This is a genomic window from Microcoleus sp. AT3-A2 (assembly GCF_036705685.1).
Classification (GTDB): domain Bacteria; phylum Cyanobacteriota; class Cyanobacteriia; order Cyanobacteriales; family Microcoleaceae; genus Microcoleus.
The window spans coordinates 1-16,104 of sequence record NZ_JAUBVF010000093.1; the positions used below are offsets into that span (position 1 = coordinate 1).

17 protein-coding genes are annotated in these 16,104 nt (G+C 45.8%); 10 read left to right on the forward strand and 7 right to left on the reverse strand.

Annotation, left to right across the window (positions count from 1 at the left end; all coding sequences use genetic code 11):
- Positions 1 to 453: 453 nt before the first annotated feature.
- Positions 454 to 1,200 carry a hypothetical protein gene (locus QUB37_RS27900; RefSeq protein ID WP_333168346.1) on the forward strand — a complete coding sequence of 249 codons (747 nt, stop codon included), beginning with the start codon at positions 454 to 456 and terminating at the stop codon, positions 1,198 to 1,200.
- 94 nt (positions 1,201 to 1,294) lie between these two features.
- Here the strand turns inward: QUB37_RS27900 and QUB37_RS27905 are convergent, their stop codons facing one another.
- Both QUB37_RS27905 and QUB37_RS27910 read right to left on the reverse strand, forming a co-directional pair.
- Positions 1,295 to 2,317: a tetratricopeptide repeat protein gene (locus QUB37_RS27905; RefSeq protein WP_333168347.1), complete on the reverse strand. Its 1,023-nt coding sequence runs from the start codon at positions 2,315 to 2,317 to the stop codon at positions 1,295 to 1,297.
- 351 nt (positions 2,318 to 2,668) lie between these two features.
- Positions 2,669 to 3,031, reverse strand: coding sequence for a hypothetical protein (locus tag QUB37_RS27910; RefSeq protein ID WP_333168348.1), 363 nt, complete (start codon positions 3,029 to 3,031; stop codon positions 2,669 to 2,671).
- 420 nt (positions 3,032 to 3,451) lie between these two features.
- Here QUB37_RS27910 and deoC point away from each other — a divergent pair, with 420 nt between their 5' ends.
- The 6 genes from deoC (at position 3,452) to QUB37_RS27940 (ending at position 9,898) form a co-directional block, all read left to right on the forward strand.
- Positions 3,452 to 4,132: a deoxyribose-phosphate aldolase gene (deoC, locus tag QUB37_RS27915; RefSeq protein ID WP_333168350.1), complete on the forward strand. Its 681-nt coding sequence runs from the start codon at positions 3,452 to 3,454 to the stop codon at positions 4,130 to 4,132.
- Between the two features lie 287 nt (positions 4,133 to 4,419).
- On the forward strand, positions 4,420 to 5,295 hold the full coding sequence (gene recO, locus QUB37_RS27920; protein WP_333168351.1) for a DNA repair protein RecO: 876 nt from the start codon (positions 4,420 to 4,422) through the stop codon (positions 5,293 to 5,295).
- 230 nt (positions 5,296 to 5,525) lie between these two features.
- The gene (locus QUB37_RS27925; protein ID WP_333168353.1) at positions 5,526 to 7,097 is read left to right on the forward strand and encodes an MFS transporter; all 1,572 of its coding nucleotides are present in this window, start codon (positions 5,526 to 5,528) and stop codon (positions 7,095 to 7,097) included.
- 26 nt (positions 7,098 to 7,123) lie between these two features.
- Positions 7,124 to 8,350, forward strand: a complete 1,227-nt coding sequence (locus tag QUB37_RS27930) for a glycosyltransferase family 4 protein (RefSeq protein WP_333168355.1) — start codon at positions 7,124 to 7,126, stop codon at positions 8,348 to 8,350.
- Between the two features lie 90 nt (positions 8,351 to 8,440).
- Positions 8,441 to 8,869, forward strand: coding sequence for an NUDIX hydrolase (locus tag QUB37_RS27935; RefSeq protein ID WP_333168357.1), 429 nt, complete (start codon positions 8,441 to 8,443; stop codon positions 8,867 to 8,869).
- A gap of 111 nt (positions 8,870 to 8,980) precedes the next feature.
- Positions 8,981 to 9,898, forward strand: coding sequence for an NAD(P)H-dependent glycerol-3-phosphate dehydrogenase (locus tag QUB37_RS27940; protein ID WP_333168359.1), 918 nt, complete (start codon positions 8,981 to 8,983; stop codon positions 9,896 to 9,898).
- Positions 9,899 to 10,159: 261 nt separating this feature from the next.
- On the opposite strand, the gene QUB37_RS27945 is transcribed toward QUB37_RS27940, so the two are convergent.
- From QUB37_RS27945 to QUB37_RS27965, 5 genes are all read right to left on the reverse strand, one after another.
- Complete coding sequence (locus QUB37_RS27945) at positions 10,160 to 10,390, reverse strand: hypothetical protein (RefSeq protein ID WP_333168361.1); 231 nt, start codon at positions 10,388 to 10,390, stop codon at positions 10,160 to 10,162.
- An 81-nt stretch (positions 10,391 to 10,471) separates the two neighbouring features.
- Entirely contained in the window at positions 10,472 to 10,777 is a 306-nt protein-coding gene (locus QUB37_RS27950; RefSeq protein WP_006635311.1) for a small RNA NsiR4-regulated ssr1528 family protein, read from the reverse strand.
- 306 nt (positions 10,778 to 11,083) lie between these two features.
- On the reverse strand, positions 11,084 to 12,070 hold the full coding sequence (locus QUB37_RS27955; RefSeq protein ID WP_333168363.1) for a threo-3-hydroxy-L-aspartate ammonia-lyase: 987 nt from the start codon (positions 12,068 to 12,070) through the stop codon (positions 11,084 to 11,086).
- 623 nt (positions 12,071 to 12,693) lie between these two features.
- Positions 12,694 to 13,527, reverse strand: a complete 834-nt coding sequence (locus QUB37_RS27960; RefSeq protein WP_333168364.1) for an IS66 family transposase — start codon at positions 13,525 to 13,527, stop codon at positions 12,694 to 12,696.
- A gap of 133 nt (positions 13,528 to 13,660) precedes the next feature.
- Complete coding sequence (locus QUB37_RS27965) at positions 13,661 to 13,834, reverse strand: hypothetical protein (protein WP_333168366.1); 174 nt, start codon at positions 13,832 to 13,834, stop codon at positions 13,661 to 13,663.
- Between the two features lie 165 nt (positions 13,835 to 13,999).
- On the opposite strand from QUB37_RS27965, the gene QUB37_RS27970 reads away from it, so the two are divergent.
- The 3 genes from QUB37_RS27970 to QUB37_RS27980 are packed head-to-tail and all read left to right on the forward strand — an operon-like array spanning position 14,000 to position 15,538.
- Positions 14,000 to 14,590 carry a sigma-70 family RNA polymerase sigma factor gene (locus QUB37_RS27970; RefSeq protein WP_333168368.1) on the forward strand — a complete coding sequence of 197 codons (591 nt, stop codon included), beginning with the start codon at positions 14,000 to 14,002 and terminating at the stop codon, positions 14,588 to 14,590.
- Positions 14,587 to 15,033, forward strand: coding sequence for a hypothetical protein (locus QUB37_RS27975; RefSeq protein ID WP_333168370.1), 447 nt, complete (start codon positions 14,587 to 14,589; stop codon positions 15,031 to 15,033). The genes QUB37_RS27970 and QUB37_RS27975 overlap by 4 nt, the downstream gene beginning before the upstream one ends.
- Positions 15,034 to 15,052: 19 nt before the next feature.
- Positions 15,053 to 15,538, forward strand: a complete 486-nt coding sequence (locus tag QUB37_RS27980) for a Spy/CpxP family protein refolding chaperone (RefSeq protein ID WP_333168372.1) — start codon at positions 15,053 to 15,055, stop codon at positions 15,536 to 15,538.
- Positions 15,539 to 16,104: the final 566 nt, after the last annotated feature.

A 16,104-nucleotide genomic window follows, 5' to 3' on the forward strand; every position in this document is an offset into this window, starting at 1 on the left:
AGCCTTTTAAGTGGACATATAAGGGTAAAGTCTTGGCGGCCTAATAGTCTGTGTATTTACGCCGAGCTGTACTAGGGGTTCTCACCCCGTGGGGTGCTAGCCCTTTTCTAGTAGCAAGGCAGAGCCAGAATCCCAGACACCGCGTTTTTTGGGTGTGGGCATTTCTTTAGCAAGAACCTCGGAAAAAATTTTAATTTCCCTAGAAAAAATTACTAATATTCTGTGATGATATTATGCGTAAGGAGTATCATTAAAATGTCCCGACAAATTGAGGCTACTACTTAGCTCCCGCACTGCCAATTTGCTACCAGCAGGTTTTGTGCAAGTACGGGATATTTACGTGTATCCTATATCCTCTTGTAGCCTCTGTGCGATCGCCAGATTTAATCCGGTGAAAACAGGCAAATACAAGTAACCATATACAACTCCTTACCCCCCCCTCGGAAGTGCGACATGAAAAAACTAATTTTACTGACTGGAATGCTACTCATGATGACGGCAAAATCAGTATTTGCCAGCCCAGTAGCCCCCAAAATTGCGCCGAGCGAGCTGATGGCTGCCTCGGAAATTACAGAAACCCTTAACAAACCCGTTACCTCTGAATCAGCTTCAAACCTCGAACCTATCAAGCGAATGTCAACCTCGGAAATCCGAGAAACCATCAACCAACCCACCACCTATATTTTTGAAGGCATCAAAGGGCGAGAACTTACTCTCTCCCTGTGGGCGGGACAACTGACAGCCGAACTGTACAGTCCCAATGGTGAAAATATGGGGGTTATTGAAAAGTCAGATAATCAGTGGATTGGCCAGTTGCCAGAGTCAGGTATCTATCGCGTGCGAGTTACCCCCAAAGGTGAAACCACCAGCTTCGTAATCGGACGCGACTTTAGCGCCAAGTGGACTTATCGGCCCGATCGCGCAATTCCCATAGCATTCAAGGAAAAACAAGCCACAGTCAAACTCAAAATGTCCGGCTACCAAATCCAGCCGATCACACTTCAAGGCAAGCAGGGACAGACAATTAGGGCGAGCTCTAGCAACAAAAATCTAGATCTGGCGATCCAATCTCCGTCGGGAGCACTCCTGGATCAAGGCGAAGGTCAAACTTTTGCTCAACTACCGGAATCCGGCACTTACCGGGTAATCGTAGTTGCCAAGAGGCCGGTCAAGCCCTCAATCCGAGTTTCTGTGCAATAGCAAAGATTGCACAAATACTGTCGGGCGATCGAATTTGCACCGCCCAAAAAAACAGCTCGCCCCATTGGCGAGCTGTTTTGTTTTTTGCGTAAAATCAACCTTGGATCAGCGCTTCAAAACGTTCTTGTTTCCAAATGCAGCTTAAATCAGAGTCAGCTAAAGCTAGCTCTCGGTATAAATTAGGGATAAACTCAACAGCCCGCTGCAAATTGTCAAGGGCCAAATCAGCGAATCCCAGTAGCGCATAACAGCAAGCTTTATTGTAAAAAGCGTTGGCAAAATCAGGATTTATTTCTAAGACTGTTTCGTAGCAAGCAATCGCCTCAGAGTAGCAGCCTTTTCGCGCCAATTCCACACCCCGGTTGTACCAAATTAAATAATCTTCTAAGGGACGCTCAGATGTGGGAGTGAACTTGGCATTTCTCTGATTTAAACCTATTAATTTCTCCAAAGCAACTCTCCGTTCGCCCACAGCATCGGCTCTGCCAGGTTGTAGAGCGATCGATCGGCTAAAACTAGCCACTGCTTGTTTGTAAAGTCCCATAGAGTTCGCAGCTATACCGCGATTGTACCAAGCCTTCGCGTCGTCAGGCTTAAACTCGATCGCCCGGTCAAAACTGTTGAGCGCCTGATAGTAAAGCTTGAGTTCCAACAAAGCATTACCTCGGTTGTACCACACCCAAGCAGCCTCCGGGTACAAATTTAAAGAGCGATCAAAACTCAGAACCGCCTTCTCGTAAAGCCCCATATCGATCAGCGTCAGTCCCCGGTTGTGCCAAATACTCGCCGCGCAAGGACTGAACTCCAGAGCCCGGTCAAAACTATTGAGAGCCTCCAACCAGCGGCCCAACTTTCCTAAAGCAATAGCCCGGTTGTGCCAGCCAAAGCTCGCATTCGGCTCCACCGCCAAGGCCTCATCAAAACTCTTCAGCGCCTCTAAGTGCCGTTCTAATTTCCCCAGAGCCATACCTCGGCCGAACCAAGCCTTATAATGATCTGATTGCAACTTCAATGCTCTGTTAAAGTTCGCCAGAGCACCATGATCATCGTTAGCTTCGAGGTGGCGCGAGCCCAGATGGTAATACCAAGCCGCTTCCAAGTTTTGAATTAAGTTCATAATATTTTGTATCTATCTTAGGGATGATTCTACATGAAACCATAGCTGGAGTAAAACTGTAATTCCACTAAAAATCTGAAAAATTTGATACAGGGCGATCGCCCGTACACTCGGCCAGTAACAACCTCAACAATTTGCGGTCGAAACTAACTATTTTCCTCTGGTAAAAAGCTCTTTTCGCTAACCGCACTCATCGTTTTTTAGAGCTGGTGCGAATCTTAACTCTGCGTGAATCACGTAACTCTTACCGCATCCCGAATTAGGTTTGCAGTTACACAAAGAGTCCTAGGGCGCCCCCAGTCTAACTGCAAATCTCCTAGTGCTAATGACTCCTATTTCTGCTTGCCCAATTCAAGCAACCACAACCGCTGTTTTAGCATTCTCACTCAACAGCAACTGGCCTGTGGCATCAATACTAAAATCTTTCCCCAGCAGAAAACCCTGGCCCATCAACCGCTGGCAAACAATCAGCGCAGTAATCCGGCGAATTTCTTCCATCACGTCAGCAGGAATCAAATAACTCAAACTCCAGATCACGGACTCGCAGTCATACCAAATCAAACGCTCAATACTGACAATCATCAAAGCAGCTAAACTGTCAACAGACACCCGCTCTCTGAGATCCGCAATCAAATCTTTACCAATTAAGCTATTTCGACTCATCATCGCTCTAGCCATCTTCCCAATTTCTTGTTCGAGTTCTAAATGATTCATGCTTGGCACTGGCTTTTATGTTTTTAAAGCACTACTAAAAGTAAAAACAGTAGCCGCTACCAGGCTCTGCCCTAGCGTAGCTGACGCAGGCTCTACCGTAAGTCCTTTTAACAAAGTATACCTAAAGAAAGAGCAAAAATGTATCTAAAGGGAGATACCAAAATATTATTTTTTAGACATAAATTGGTAAACCAATTCCCACAAGAGTTTTTACGAGCAGCAAGTTGAGTATTTATACTTGCTAGAACCCGGAGTAAAGTCAATCGATTTTAGATTTTAGATTTTAGATTTTAGATTGAAGAATTGGAGAAAGCGACCTCACGCAGGAATGCGGGGGGTTGTACCCTGGCTGCTTTCGGTCGAAGATTTGGTAAATTCGCTACATAATAAGGAAGTAATTACTTCGGAGAAAAAACAGCAATGGCTGCAAACCAGGCAGACATCGATATTGCCCCCTTGATCGACTACGGCCTGATCGACCCCACCGCTACGCCAGAGCAAGTAGAAAACTGTTGCCAACAAGCCGAGAGATTTGGCTTTGTCACAGTTTGCGTGTATCCCGCCTACGTCAGACAAGCAGTTGAGCTGCTGCACGGCAAACGTCCCAAAGTCTGTACAGTTATTGGTTTTCCCACCGGTGCTTCGACTTCAACGGTGAAAATTTACGAAGCTCTAGAAGCTGCCGATAATGGAGCCGTAGAGTTAGATGTCTCCGTTAACTTAGGATTGTTGAAAGCTGGAAGAATCGACGAATTCCACCGGGAATTAGCCCAAATTTGCGAAGAAACTAATCTCACCATTAAAGCAATTATCGAAAGTTCGCTCCTTTCCGATGCCGAAAAACAATTAGCGGCTGAGATTTGTATGGAAGCCGGCGTCGCTTACATCAAAACCAACACTGGCTTTTTTGGCCCGGCGAAAGTTGACGATGTACGACTGCTGAAGGAAGTTACGAAGGGAAGGATCGGGATTAAAGCGGCGGGCGGAATTCGTACTCATGAACAAGCTCTAGATTTGGTAGTAGCTGGGGCAACTCGTTTGGGGACTTCTCGCGGGCCTGAATTACTTCGCCAGCGGGATAATTTAGATAAAAGTCATTAGTCATTAGTCATTAGTCATTAGTCATTAGTCATTAGTCATTAGTCATTAGTCATTAGTCATTAGCAATGGCTAATTGGTAATGGCTAATTGGGAATTGGTGCGCCCTTACGCACTCTACAACTAAAAGTTCTGCGTCCTGGACTGTTTTTGCTACTGTCTAGTAACAATACTTCGGACAGTTTTTAATTGCTAAGAGTAGAATGACTATTCTCGGTCGATCGACCAACGAGGACAATGAAACTGTCCGAAGTATTGTAGTAAATCTAAAATCTAAAATCTAAAATCGAGTGACTCGAACTTACAAAGCAACTGGAATCAATCTCAAGAGTGCGCCCATCGGCGAATCCGATCGAGTGCTGACAATTTTGACGCGAGAATTCGGCTTAATTCGAGCCGTAGCACCCGGTGTTCGCAAACAACGATCGACCATTGGCGGTAGAAGCGAATTATTTGTTGTCAACGAATTGCTAATTGCCAAAGGCCGATCGCTCGACAAAATTACCCAAGCCAGCACCGTAGAATCCCATCCGGGTTTGAGCCGCCACCTCGGGAAACTCGCAGCCTCGCAATATCTGGCCGAATTGGCGATCGCCAGCGCCCTTTCCGATGAACCCCAAGAAGAACTCTTTTGGTTGCTGGGCGAACATTTGAGCCGTTTGGAGCGTTTGTCCGATCGCACAGAAATCCAATCGGCCGCCGTGCTGATTGCTCACCTCGCCCACGGCATTTTTCACTTGCTAGCCTTAGCCGGCCTCGCGCCCCAAGTCCAAGTTTGCTGCGCCACCAGACACCCGCTCATCCCAAATTTCACCGATCCGAACTGGCAAACCGGGTTTAGTATACCCTCTGGGGGAACCTTCAGCTTGTCGGAGCTAGCTAACCTAGAGGCAGAACTCTCTTCAGAAATCGGTAGCTTGTCCAGATCCGCCTCCCGTTCCCGGCAAATGAATAGCAGCAAACACTTGACAAATTTCGAGATTAATGCTAAAGAATTAGCAGCGCTGCAACAGTTGGCTAGTCCAGAACTAGGAGAGGGGATTACCGATCGAACAGCTTGGGTATCAGTAGAAAATATTTTGCGGCAATATGCCCAGTATCATTTAGGTTGCACGATTCGTTCGGGAAGCTCGATCGACACCTACTTAGAGAGTTTTGAGTTTTAAATTGTGAGTGTTGACTTAAAGAGGTGAACGAACATCGTACATCGCACCCCCAGCCTGCCGGATACCCGAACCTGCCGGCCTTTTCAGGTAAATTTTCAAGGTTGTTGCAACATCAGATAATAGATAGAGATAAAGTTACGAGATTATTAATTAACTTAAGGGTTAACCCCTCAATTTCAAATTCCCATCCCCCCAACCTCCACCATCCCAGGCCATCCACCCCAAATCCTATGATGCGACTGTCTGATTCTGATTTGAGAATATCTGTGTTAGCTGTGACCCACCACAAGATGGAAGAACGAGAAAATGTTCCAGAGTTTGACTCTTATCCCGTCTCCGCCGATCGACAATGGAGCAACGTCCAACACTCAGAAATGGATAAATATCCCACAACTCCCGAAACAGAGTCAAGCAACGGCAAAAGCCAACAAACCGAAGCAATCCCCCCGGTTCCCACACCAGAGCCAGCAGCAGAACTATCCGAAGCAGTAGCCGAAATTCCCGAAAAAGCAACGGGATTCCTGCCGGTGCTCAAAAACCCAAATTTTCTAGCATTGTGGAGTGGGCAAGTTTTTTCCCAACTAGCAGATAAAGTTTATCTCGTACTGACGATCGCCCTGGTAGCCAGCCGCTTTCAAGCGCCAGATCAAACCATCAGCAGATGGGTATCGGCAATCATGATCGCCTTTACCATTCCCGCAGTGCTGTTTGGGGCCGCCGCAGGTGTGTATGTCGATCGGTGGTCGAAAAAAGCAGTGCTGGTAGCCACAAACCTCCTGCGGGGAGGCTTTGTTTTAACATTGCCCGTGCTGCTGTGGCTCTCGGACGGGTGGGAACTCGGTCAACTGCCGCTCGGATTCTGCTTACTGCTGCTAGTAACATTCCTAGTCTCGACCCTAACTCAATTTTTTGCCCCAGCAGAACAGTCAGTGATTCCCCTAATTGTGGAACGCCGCCATCTGCTATCGGCAAACTCCCTCTACACCACAACCATGATGGGGTCGGTGATTATTGGCTTCGCAGTCGGAGAACCCTTACTAGCTTTAGCTGACACCCTATTTTCCAACCTCGGCGGCGGACTCGGCATCGGCAAAGAATTAGTAGTAGGCGGAAGTTACGCCTTCGCCGGAGTGCTGTTGCTGGCGATGAAAACAGGCGAAAAAAACGATGCCGAACACGAACCGCCCCACCCCTTAGCAGATTTGCGAGATGGCCTGCGTTACATCAACGATCAGCCGAAAGTCCGCAATGCTTTAATTCAACTAATTATTCTATTTTCCATTTTTGCAGCCTTGGCAGTTCTAGCAGTTCGGCTGGCAGAAATCCTCCCCGGTATGAAAGCATCGCAATTCGGTTTTTTGCTGGCTGCAGTGGGCGTGGGTATGGCTGCTGGGGCGACGACAGTCGGCTATCTCGGCCATAAATTTTCTCACTCCCAACTGAGTTTAATCGGATCTGTTGGCATGGCACTTGCTCTGATGGGCCTTTCTGCGTTTACCCACCATTTGTGGCTGTCGGTGCTGTTCATTACCCTGTTGGGTTTATTTGCCTCATTGGTGGGAGTGCCGATGCAGACTACAATTCAAGCAGAAACTCCAGAAGAAATGCGGGGAAAAGTCTTCGGACTGCAAAACAATGCCACTAATATTGCTTTGAGTTTACCGTTGGCTTTGGCTGGGGTAGCCGAAACATTTCTGGGCTTGCCGACAGTATTTTTGGCTTTAGCAGGATTAGCGATGGCTGGGGGTGTCTTAACCTGGTATATTTTCCGTAGCACAAATAGCAAAGTCGATCGAACCTAAAAAATAACAAACTCTGATTTACTGGAATGCACATCGCTTGGCTAGGAAAAAAATCACCTTTTTGCGGTAACGTCACTTACTCCAGGGAAGTCACCAACGCACTATTAGACCGGGGATACCAGGTTAGTTTCCTGCATTTTGCCCAAGAAGCGGGCCCACTGGACAGGAACAATACGGGGTGGAGCATGGCAAATGGTTCATGGGGCAAGGGAATTGCTCAAACCTCATATACCAATTCGCTTTCGTCCGCGAGTTGCAACGAAGTCTCTTTACCCTGTCACTACAAATCGCAAATTTATACGATTCCCACTCTCAAGTCCCGCACAGTGCTGATGAAATCTCTGCGGCGGCTCAAACCCGATGTTGTTCACGCTTCCCTGACGCTTTCACCTCTAGACTTTTTGCTGCCGGAAATTTGTCAAGAATTGAATTTGCCTCTGGTGGCGACTTTTCACCCGCCGTTCGATCGCAAATTACGCAATTTGACATCGGGAACCCAACACCTGATGTATCAACTTTACGCTCCGTTTTTAGCGAACTACGACTCGACGATCGTTTTTTCTCAGATTCAGCGGGATATATTGGTGAAGTTGGGAGTGCCACAGGAACGGGTGGCTGTGATTCCCAACGGCGTGGATGCTGTTAAATATTCTCCAGGGCCTTCGGGGTTGAAGTCGGAATTAAAGGCCGATCGAGTTTTTGTTTACCAAGGCCGCATTGCCCAGGAGAAAAATGTCGAGTCGATGCTCAAGGCCTGGAAGCACTGTAATTTTGGCCCTGGGAACGTATTGGCGATCGTAGGCGACGGGCCCCTAGCGGCCTCGCTGCAACTGTTTTACGGCGAAGATGATGGCATTGTGTGGCTCGGATTTGTCGCCGAGGAGGAACGCCGGATCGAAATTCTGCGGGGTGCAGACGTATTTATTTTGCCTTCTTTGGTGGAGGGACTGTCGCTGTCGTTGCTGGAAGCGATGGCCTGCGGTTTAGCTTGTTTAGCAACGGATGCTGGTGCTGACGGCGAGGCATTGGAGGAAGGCGCGGGGATAGTTTTGAACACTCAGCGGGTACGAAGTCAGTTGCAAACCTTGCTGCCGCTGTTTTGCGATCATCCTGAGTTGGGAATGCTGCTTGGTCAAAAAGCACGCAAACGGGCGATCGAGCGGTACACTCTCAGTCAGAATATTACTGAGTTGGAAAAGCTTTATGCAGAGGTTTTGCAAAAGCAGCCCGTACTAATTCGCGGTTTAGCATGATTCAGCAGGAAGAAGGAACTCCGAACCAGTTGAAATTAATCCGTGTATTCGTGTCAAAATCCGTGTCGTGCCTTCCTTCTTCCTTCGCAAATGACTTATAGAAATCCCGCTCCTACTGTTGATATTATCATCGAATTAGCCGATCGCCCCCATCGGCCGATCGTACTCATAGAACGCCGCAATATTCCCTACGGCTGGGCAATTCCCGGCGGCTTTGTCGATTACGGGGAAGCGGTAGAAACGGCGGCCAAACGCGAAGCTTTAGAAGAAACGAGTTTGAATGTAGAATTAATTGAGCAATTTTACGTTTATTCTGATCCAAATCGCGACGCGCGCCAACACACTATCAGTATTGTATTCTTGGCTTCTGCAACGGGCGAACCTCAAGCCGCCGACGATGCTAAAAATTTACAATTTTTTGAATCTTGGCAGATTCCCGATCAATTGTGTTTCGATCACGATCGCATTTTACGAGATTATTGGCGTTACCGTCATTATGGATTGCGTCCGCGTTTGTAGGGTGAGGATTTTTTAACCGCAGATGCACGCGGATTAACGCAGATTGATTGCTATGATTTATCGGTGATTTATCTGTGTTAATCTGCGGTTAAATTCATTAAACTAAATTCTATGGCAATCTTGACAATATTAGGCGGAGGTGCTTGGGGTTCGGCACTGGCAAATCTGGGAGGCAAAAAAGGATCTCGAGTTAATTTGTGGTCGCGCAGCAGTTCTGTTAATCTAGAATCAGTTATAACAGGTGCGGATGTTGTTGTTTCCGCAGTTTCGATGAAAGGAGTTGGAGCAACGGTCGATCGACTTTTGGCTTTAGAGTTAACTCCCAGTACAATTATAGCTACTGTCACCAAAGGTTTAGACCCCGCGACTACGCGCACTCCATCTCAAATTTGGCAAAATGCCTTTCCTAACAATTCAATAGTGGTACTTTCTGGCCCCAATCTTTCCGAGGAAATTCAGCAGGGCTTGCCGGCTGCAACGGTAGCGGCGAGTTTGGATTTAGCGGCGGCCAAGCAAGTGCAAAATATTTACAGTTCCGATATTTTTCGGGTTTATGTGAATGAAGACCCGCTGGGGACTGAGTTAGGTGGAACTTTGAAAAATGTATTTGCGATCGCCGCTGGTGTTTGCGACGGTTTACAATTAGGAACTAATGCTAAATCTGCTTTGCTGACTCGCGCTTTGCCGGAAATGATTCGGGTGGGAGTTCGTTTGGGAGCTCGTGCAGAAACTTTTTATGGTTTGTCTGGTTTGGGAGATTTGCTCGCTACTTGCAACAGTCCTTTATCGCGCAATTATCGGGTTGGTTTCGGATTGGCTAAAGGCAAATCTTTAGAGGAAGTTTTGCAGGAATTGCAGAGCACGGCTGAGGGGGTCAATACTACTAATGTGTTGATTGATTTAGCTAATCAACGCGGCATTGAAGTGCCTGTTTCTCGTCAAGTTTATCGCTTATTAAATGGTGAAATTACTCCTGAACAAGCTGTTTTATCGCTGATGGAACGAGCTTTGAAACCGGAGATTTTATAACCTGTACCACTAGATAGGTAAGGACTTAAGCAAAGCCTAAGTCCCTACCCGTAGCTGAAGTTTCAAGGATTTGCCTCACCAGTTGCTAGTTATGAATTAAGAGTTGTAAGCGACATTGGTTGAGCGGTCAGATTGATGTTTCCATCGCTCGGTAGAGAAAGAGTTTAAGGAATTGAAGATGAGTTGTGAATCCAAAACTCTTTACCTCATAGCTGCTACTTAACTCATAATTCATGACTTGCACAGCGAGTTGCACCAGCTTTACATCTTGCCTTTCTGCATTACCTGTTGAAGGTGCTGCCGAATTTCCTGCGCGTGCTCCATGTCAGCTTGCTGCAATTTTTGAAACAGCTCAGCACAAGGCTGAGAACCTGTTTCCTGAGCATCTTTCATGTAAGTATCGTAGGCTTTCAAAGCTTCAGACTTGTTTTGCAGAACTGTTAACAAATCATACTCGAGGTTGCTGATGACGGTATTTCCGTTAGTGTTCATAAACTGACCCTCTGCTAGGATTTGTCCCAAGTTTCACCGATCCGGGGATGACTATTCATCTATCTAGAAGGGTAGAAATTTTTACTTTCCGCCGTAATAAAACGCAACTTCTTTATCTTTCAGCGGGGCGAAGTCAGCAGCAACGAGCATTTTATCGAGCTCGTTTTGAGGCAGATGTTTGACACCGATTCGGACAATGCGCGATCGCATTGTATTTGACACGCCACTGCGCTGTCTGCCGGCTTCTAATCCCATCACTTGCTTGTAGAGGTCTAATTTTGCTTGCGGAATCGGAGTACCGTCAAAGTCGATTCCAGAGGCGATCGCAACATCGATCGCATCTGCACCAGTTGTAGATTGAGCCGCTGAGTTTGTTTCTGAAGACATTATGCTATTAAATCGAAGTTTGTTGTGGAAGCATTTTATCAGATTACTCTTTAATTTGGTTAAATTTGTCAATATTAATATTTTGCGTTTGCATGAATATTTGACGTTTGCATAAATATTTGGCGTTTGCCCGAAAGTCCGCCGGGGGTTTAAAGCCCAGTCTCACAGAGCAAGTCCACTTCAGTGGACTAAATATAAAAATAAAAAATGCTTTCCAGTCGTTTTGAGAGGACTTTTGCTATTAGACAGGGGTTAAAACCCCGGGCGGACTGTCGGACTGACGAACTAACAAAGTGCCAGACTTAATTACACTGAAAAAAACAGCTTAACTTCGCTCAAATCCACATTTCCGCCGCTAACAATTACGCCAATCCTCGCATTTTTAGCCTGCACCACACCGGACAACAAAGCCGCCGCTGCTAACACTCCCGTGGGTTCCACAACTATCTTCATGCGTTCCAAAATAAAAAACATTGTCTGGCGAATTGCGTCTTCGGAAACTGTTGCCATATCATCAACATAATGCAGAACCAAAGGAAATGTTAATTTCCCCAAAGATGGCGTGCGCGCACCATCAGCAATCGTATCTGGGTTAGTAACAGTTTGTAGCGTTTTCGTGCGGAACGATCGCGCCGCATCGTCTGCTTGCTCCGGTTCTACTCCTATTACTTTACACTGCGGAGACAAAGTTTTTGCGGAGATCGCGCATCCCGACAGCAAACCCCCGCCACCGCAACAAACTAACAGCAAATCCAACTCCCCAACTTCTGCGATTAATTCCAACGCCGCCGTACCTTGTCCCGCAATCACCCACGCATGATCGTAAGGAGGAATAATTGTCAAGTGCCGTTCGGCGCCAATTTTAGCCGCTAATTCTTCGCGGGAAACTTGAGTGCGATCGTACAAAATAATCTCTGCGGCGTAGCCGCGAGTCGCCTCTTGCTTGACTTTTGGCGCGTCTGCCGGCATGACAACAGTAGCAGGAATTCCCAACAACTGTGCCGCCAGGGCGATCGCCTGCGCGTGATTTCCCGAAGAAAAAGTCAGCACTCCCCGCTGTTTTTCAGCTTCAGATAGCTGCATCAAAGCATTGCAAGCACCCCGAAATTTAAACGAACCCGTGCGCTGAAAGTTCTCGCACTTGAAAAATACCTGAGAATTTGTGCGTTTGTTGAAAGTTTCCGAAGTCAGCACCGGCGTCTTGAAAGCTTTGCCCTGCAAGCGATTTGCCGCCGCCTCCACATCGGCGAAACTGACTGACAAGGGATTTTGGGCAAAGAATTGGGTGCTCATAGATTTTAGATTAGGGCGATCGAGGACTCTATTTGTAGGGTGAGCATTGCCCGCTTCACTCTTACCATTAAATTAGAAATTTTTATCATACAATACTTCGGACAGTTTTTAAGCAACGAGAGTACCATAAGATAGGACGGAGGGAAGGTTAGGGTGATTTAAAATTAAGTTAGGGTCTAAATCTAACTTGTTAATAAAGGTGTAAAGTAGATGTCTGTTGAATTCCCGGCGTTTATAATAGGTCATTGAAAACACGAAGAACTCTGGAGATGAATGACGATTATAAGCTTCATATTTTGCTAAATTTAGAGCAATGAGACTGGCATTAAAATGAAAACCAAGGCGTTGACTACTACGAGATTGACAATCGGATAAACCCGTAAATTGTTTGGCATCACGAAAAATAAACTCAATCTGAAAATGAGCCTGATAATACTCAAATTTTCTTGAGAGCGTAATATCGGTGCTCAACAATAAAATATTTTTATTTTACCGTCTGGTTGAACTTCAGAAAGGCAAGCTAAACGTATTTTACATTTCAAACAACAACTCCATAATACTAATAAATCAAGCTTAATCCCCGGCCTAAGTTCTTTGATAAAAGTTAAATATTTTGTAATTGCTCAACTAGGGAAAAAAAGCGAGCCATCAATAGAGAGAGCTTGTTGAATAGATTGATAAGCAGTTAAACCTTGACGCTTCCCAGTATTGACAACTGAACGAACTGCTGCAAATAAATCTCGCCCCCATGGAGAACGGAAGCCATTAGTCACACGGCGAAATATCACGCTCATCCTAATCGCCTGTTCACTACTATTATTCGTTGGTGGAATCCCCGCATCTTCCAGAAATAGAAATAAATTGTCAATTAGCCCACCATAGCGTTTTCGTAACCGGATACCATTTGGATGATGTGGCGCTAAATTTAAAATCCCGGTTAATCTTTCCTGTAAATTTTCTCGGTATCGCTTGAGTCTGGCATCGTCGATTTTTTCTCGTCGTCGATGGATGATAAAAGCCCTTAATAATAACCTCTTCATCGCTGGGGCAAAAATTCTGTCAAGAGCATCAATCGCATATTGGCAGTCCCGCAATTGATGAGCCAAACACACTTGCCATTGTGGCGCTGGATGATTTTTTTGAGCGCTAAATAAATCTGACACCCAGATATTAGGACGATGTTCTCCTAGAACACAGATGCAAATATGGACGATAGCCGTTCGTAACTGATGGAATGAGTGTAACGCAGATATGTGACTAAGCTTTGAATTGAACTGCCAAACGGTGAGCCTGGTTCCATTCCCAATGGTACAGGTGCAACATATTCGGTGTGACAGCAGGCACACTGACCACAATAACGTTCGATTCGGGTGATGATGGGACGAATTGGTGGTAGTTCGATTTTTTCGTAGACGGATTGCAATTTTTGTGCGGCGGCGCTGACTTTCTCTCCACACTGGGGACAATTTTAACTTGGGCGATGATTGTTTGGTCGGGATGAGGATGTAGTTCTCTTCCCCCTCCTGGTCTTCCTAGGCTTCTTTGTCTTTTTATGCCCTCAATTTTCGATAGCCGAATGTTGGGCTTGAATCATGAGGACGGTGGAGTGCTGGAATTTTTGCTAGTTTTGGTGGGAGATGAGCCGGGTTTTGGTTCGTATGTGGCTAATGCTACGCTAAGTTTTTGGATTTCTTGCCATAGCTCTACTATCAAGGCTTCTTTTGCCTCGTTCGATAGTTGCTTTAAGTCTGGGAGTTTTTCCATTCCTTCATCTAATGTCTATCTCGTCTTCTTGTCAAGGGGGTTGAGCAATTACCCGTTTCCCTACCTGCCGCCTCGTCGAAAAAAAATTTTCAGTCCTTTGAACCTTTTTCGCGATCGCCCTGTCTAAACACTTCAGATAACGAACTGGTGGGGGAGACTTCACAGGTGTTAGCTGTGTCAGCCAATGTTTTAACCGATGACTGTTCCGACTCGGACTTAGTTGCTCAATGTTTAAAGGGCGATCGCACTTGCTTTCGCTACCTTTACAAACGCTACCAACACAAAGTCAGGTCAACCCTTTATCAACTTTGTGGCCCTTCACTTCTTGACGATTTAGCACAAGAAGTATTCCTGCGAGTCTGGAAAGGATTGCCCAAACTCAAGCACCAGGAAAACTTTTCTACTTGGCTTTATCGAATCACTTGGAATGTGGCTTCTGACCAAAGACAAGCATTTGCTAAACAGCATTCTTTTGACTCCCAACTCAAAAATCAAGAAGTAATGGATCGGGTTATTCTCAAAGATAACACATCGGACTTGATGCAGTTGCACTATCAAGATTTAGTGCAGCGGGGACTGGAGCAATTGAGCTTTGAACAACGCAGCGTTTTGGTGCTGCACGACTTAGAAGACATCCCGCAAAAAGAAGTAGCCCAAATTTTGGGGCTGCCTGCGGGAACCGTCAAATCTCGCGTGTTTTATGCCCGAAATTCTCTGCGACAATTTTTGCAAAAAGAAGGTGTCAGCGAGCTATGAATAACCGAAGCAGCGACCAAGAGTTAGTTAATTTCTTGAAGCAACATCGCCCACATATTCCTGAAGCTGCACCAGATTTAGAGCAAAAAATTTTAGCAGCAATCGAAAGTAATCAGGCGAGTGTTTTCCAGGAAACCCACCGCAAAAAAACGCGATTAAGTGCCTCAGCTAAGTCTGATGACAGGTTAAAAATATCCTCTGTTTCTAAGTGGGCTTTATCGTCTGCGATGGCTGCTAGCTTGCTAGTTTTTTGGTCTGGCTACCGTCCGTTTGAGACTGCACAATTGCCAGATAAGGAAACAGCTCAGTTAGAAGCATTTTTAGTTACTAATTGGGAGGGTGTACTCCATGATTCTCCCCAAGAAAGTATGACCGATCGCTCACAAACAGATTGGTTGACTTTCAGCCCGGGTGCTGAGAGTCAACCGCCAACAAATAAGTAATATCAAAGAGGGAATTTTCATGTCAATTCGTCGTATTTCTGCACTAGCCGTTTTAATGCTGACTCTCGGTAGCACAGCCGCAGCAATAGCAGTTCCTAATCCCCTAGAACCGGAAACACTTGCACAAAATCAGCGACCAAATCGACCTGCTGGCAAGGAAGGTGGGATGTTCGAGAAACTGAATTTAAGCGCAGACCAAAAGCAGCAAATGCAGGCAGTTCGCGATCGGTACAAAGACCAAGTTTCCCAGCGAATGCAAGCAGTCCGCCAAGCCAGACAAGAATTGAACACGATGATGTCCGGCACGGCAAATGCCAGCGAAATACGCGAAAAACACCGTCAAATAATGGGATTGAGACAGCAGTTTGAAGAAGTTCAATTTGAAATTACACTCGCAATGCGAGAAGTGCTCACTGCCGAACAGCGCAGCCAATTAGCTCAACTGATGCAGCAGCGCCGACAAAATGCTAAAAACCGGATGCAAAACGGTCAAAAACCGCAGTAACTAACGAGTATTTTTGAGTGAATCGCAGGGTGCTTACGCACTCTGCGATTTATTATTTCAAGCTACCAGATTGGAAACATCTCAATGAAAGCAGCTAAGTTAGAAATTGGAGTTTTGAGGCAGGAGGCAGAAGGAAAGAGGAAGAAGAAAGGAGCCATAAGAAGTGTTTTTAGAAAAATGAGATGCTCGCCCAGATTCATAGAGTAAATCTAAAATCTAAAATCTAAAATCTCAAACCTAAAATCGAATTATCCCTCTAGCTGGGGCGCAAACGTTAGCTTTCATGCTGGTTGCGTCGCCTAATGTAAAGGTGCGGGTTGAGATTTTCCCCTCCAGCATGATATCATCAGGGTGCTATATTTAATTTTTTAGTTAAGATTAGCTTTTAATATAGAATTTACTAAATGAACTGCCGAGAAGGTAGAAACTACAGAGGTGAGAGAAAGAGCAAATTATAAATTTATTGATATGAGTACAATTTTCTATTAAACCCATTTGTGACAAGTTAAGAAAAAGTGCAAATTGTCAAGGGGGTAGACCAAAAAAGGTAAAATAGGATGAAACCT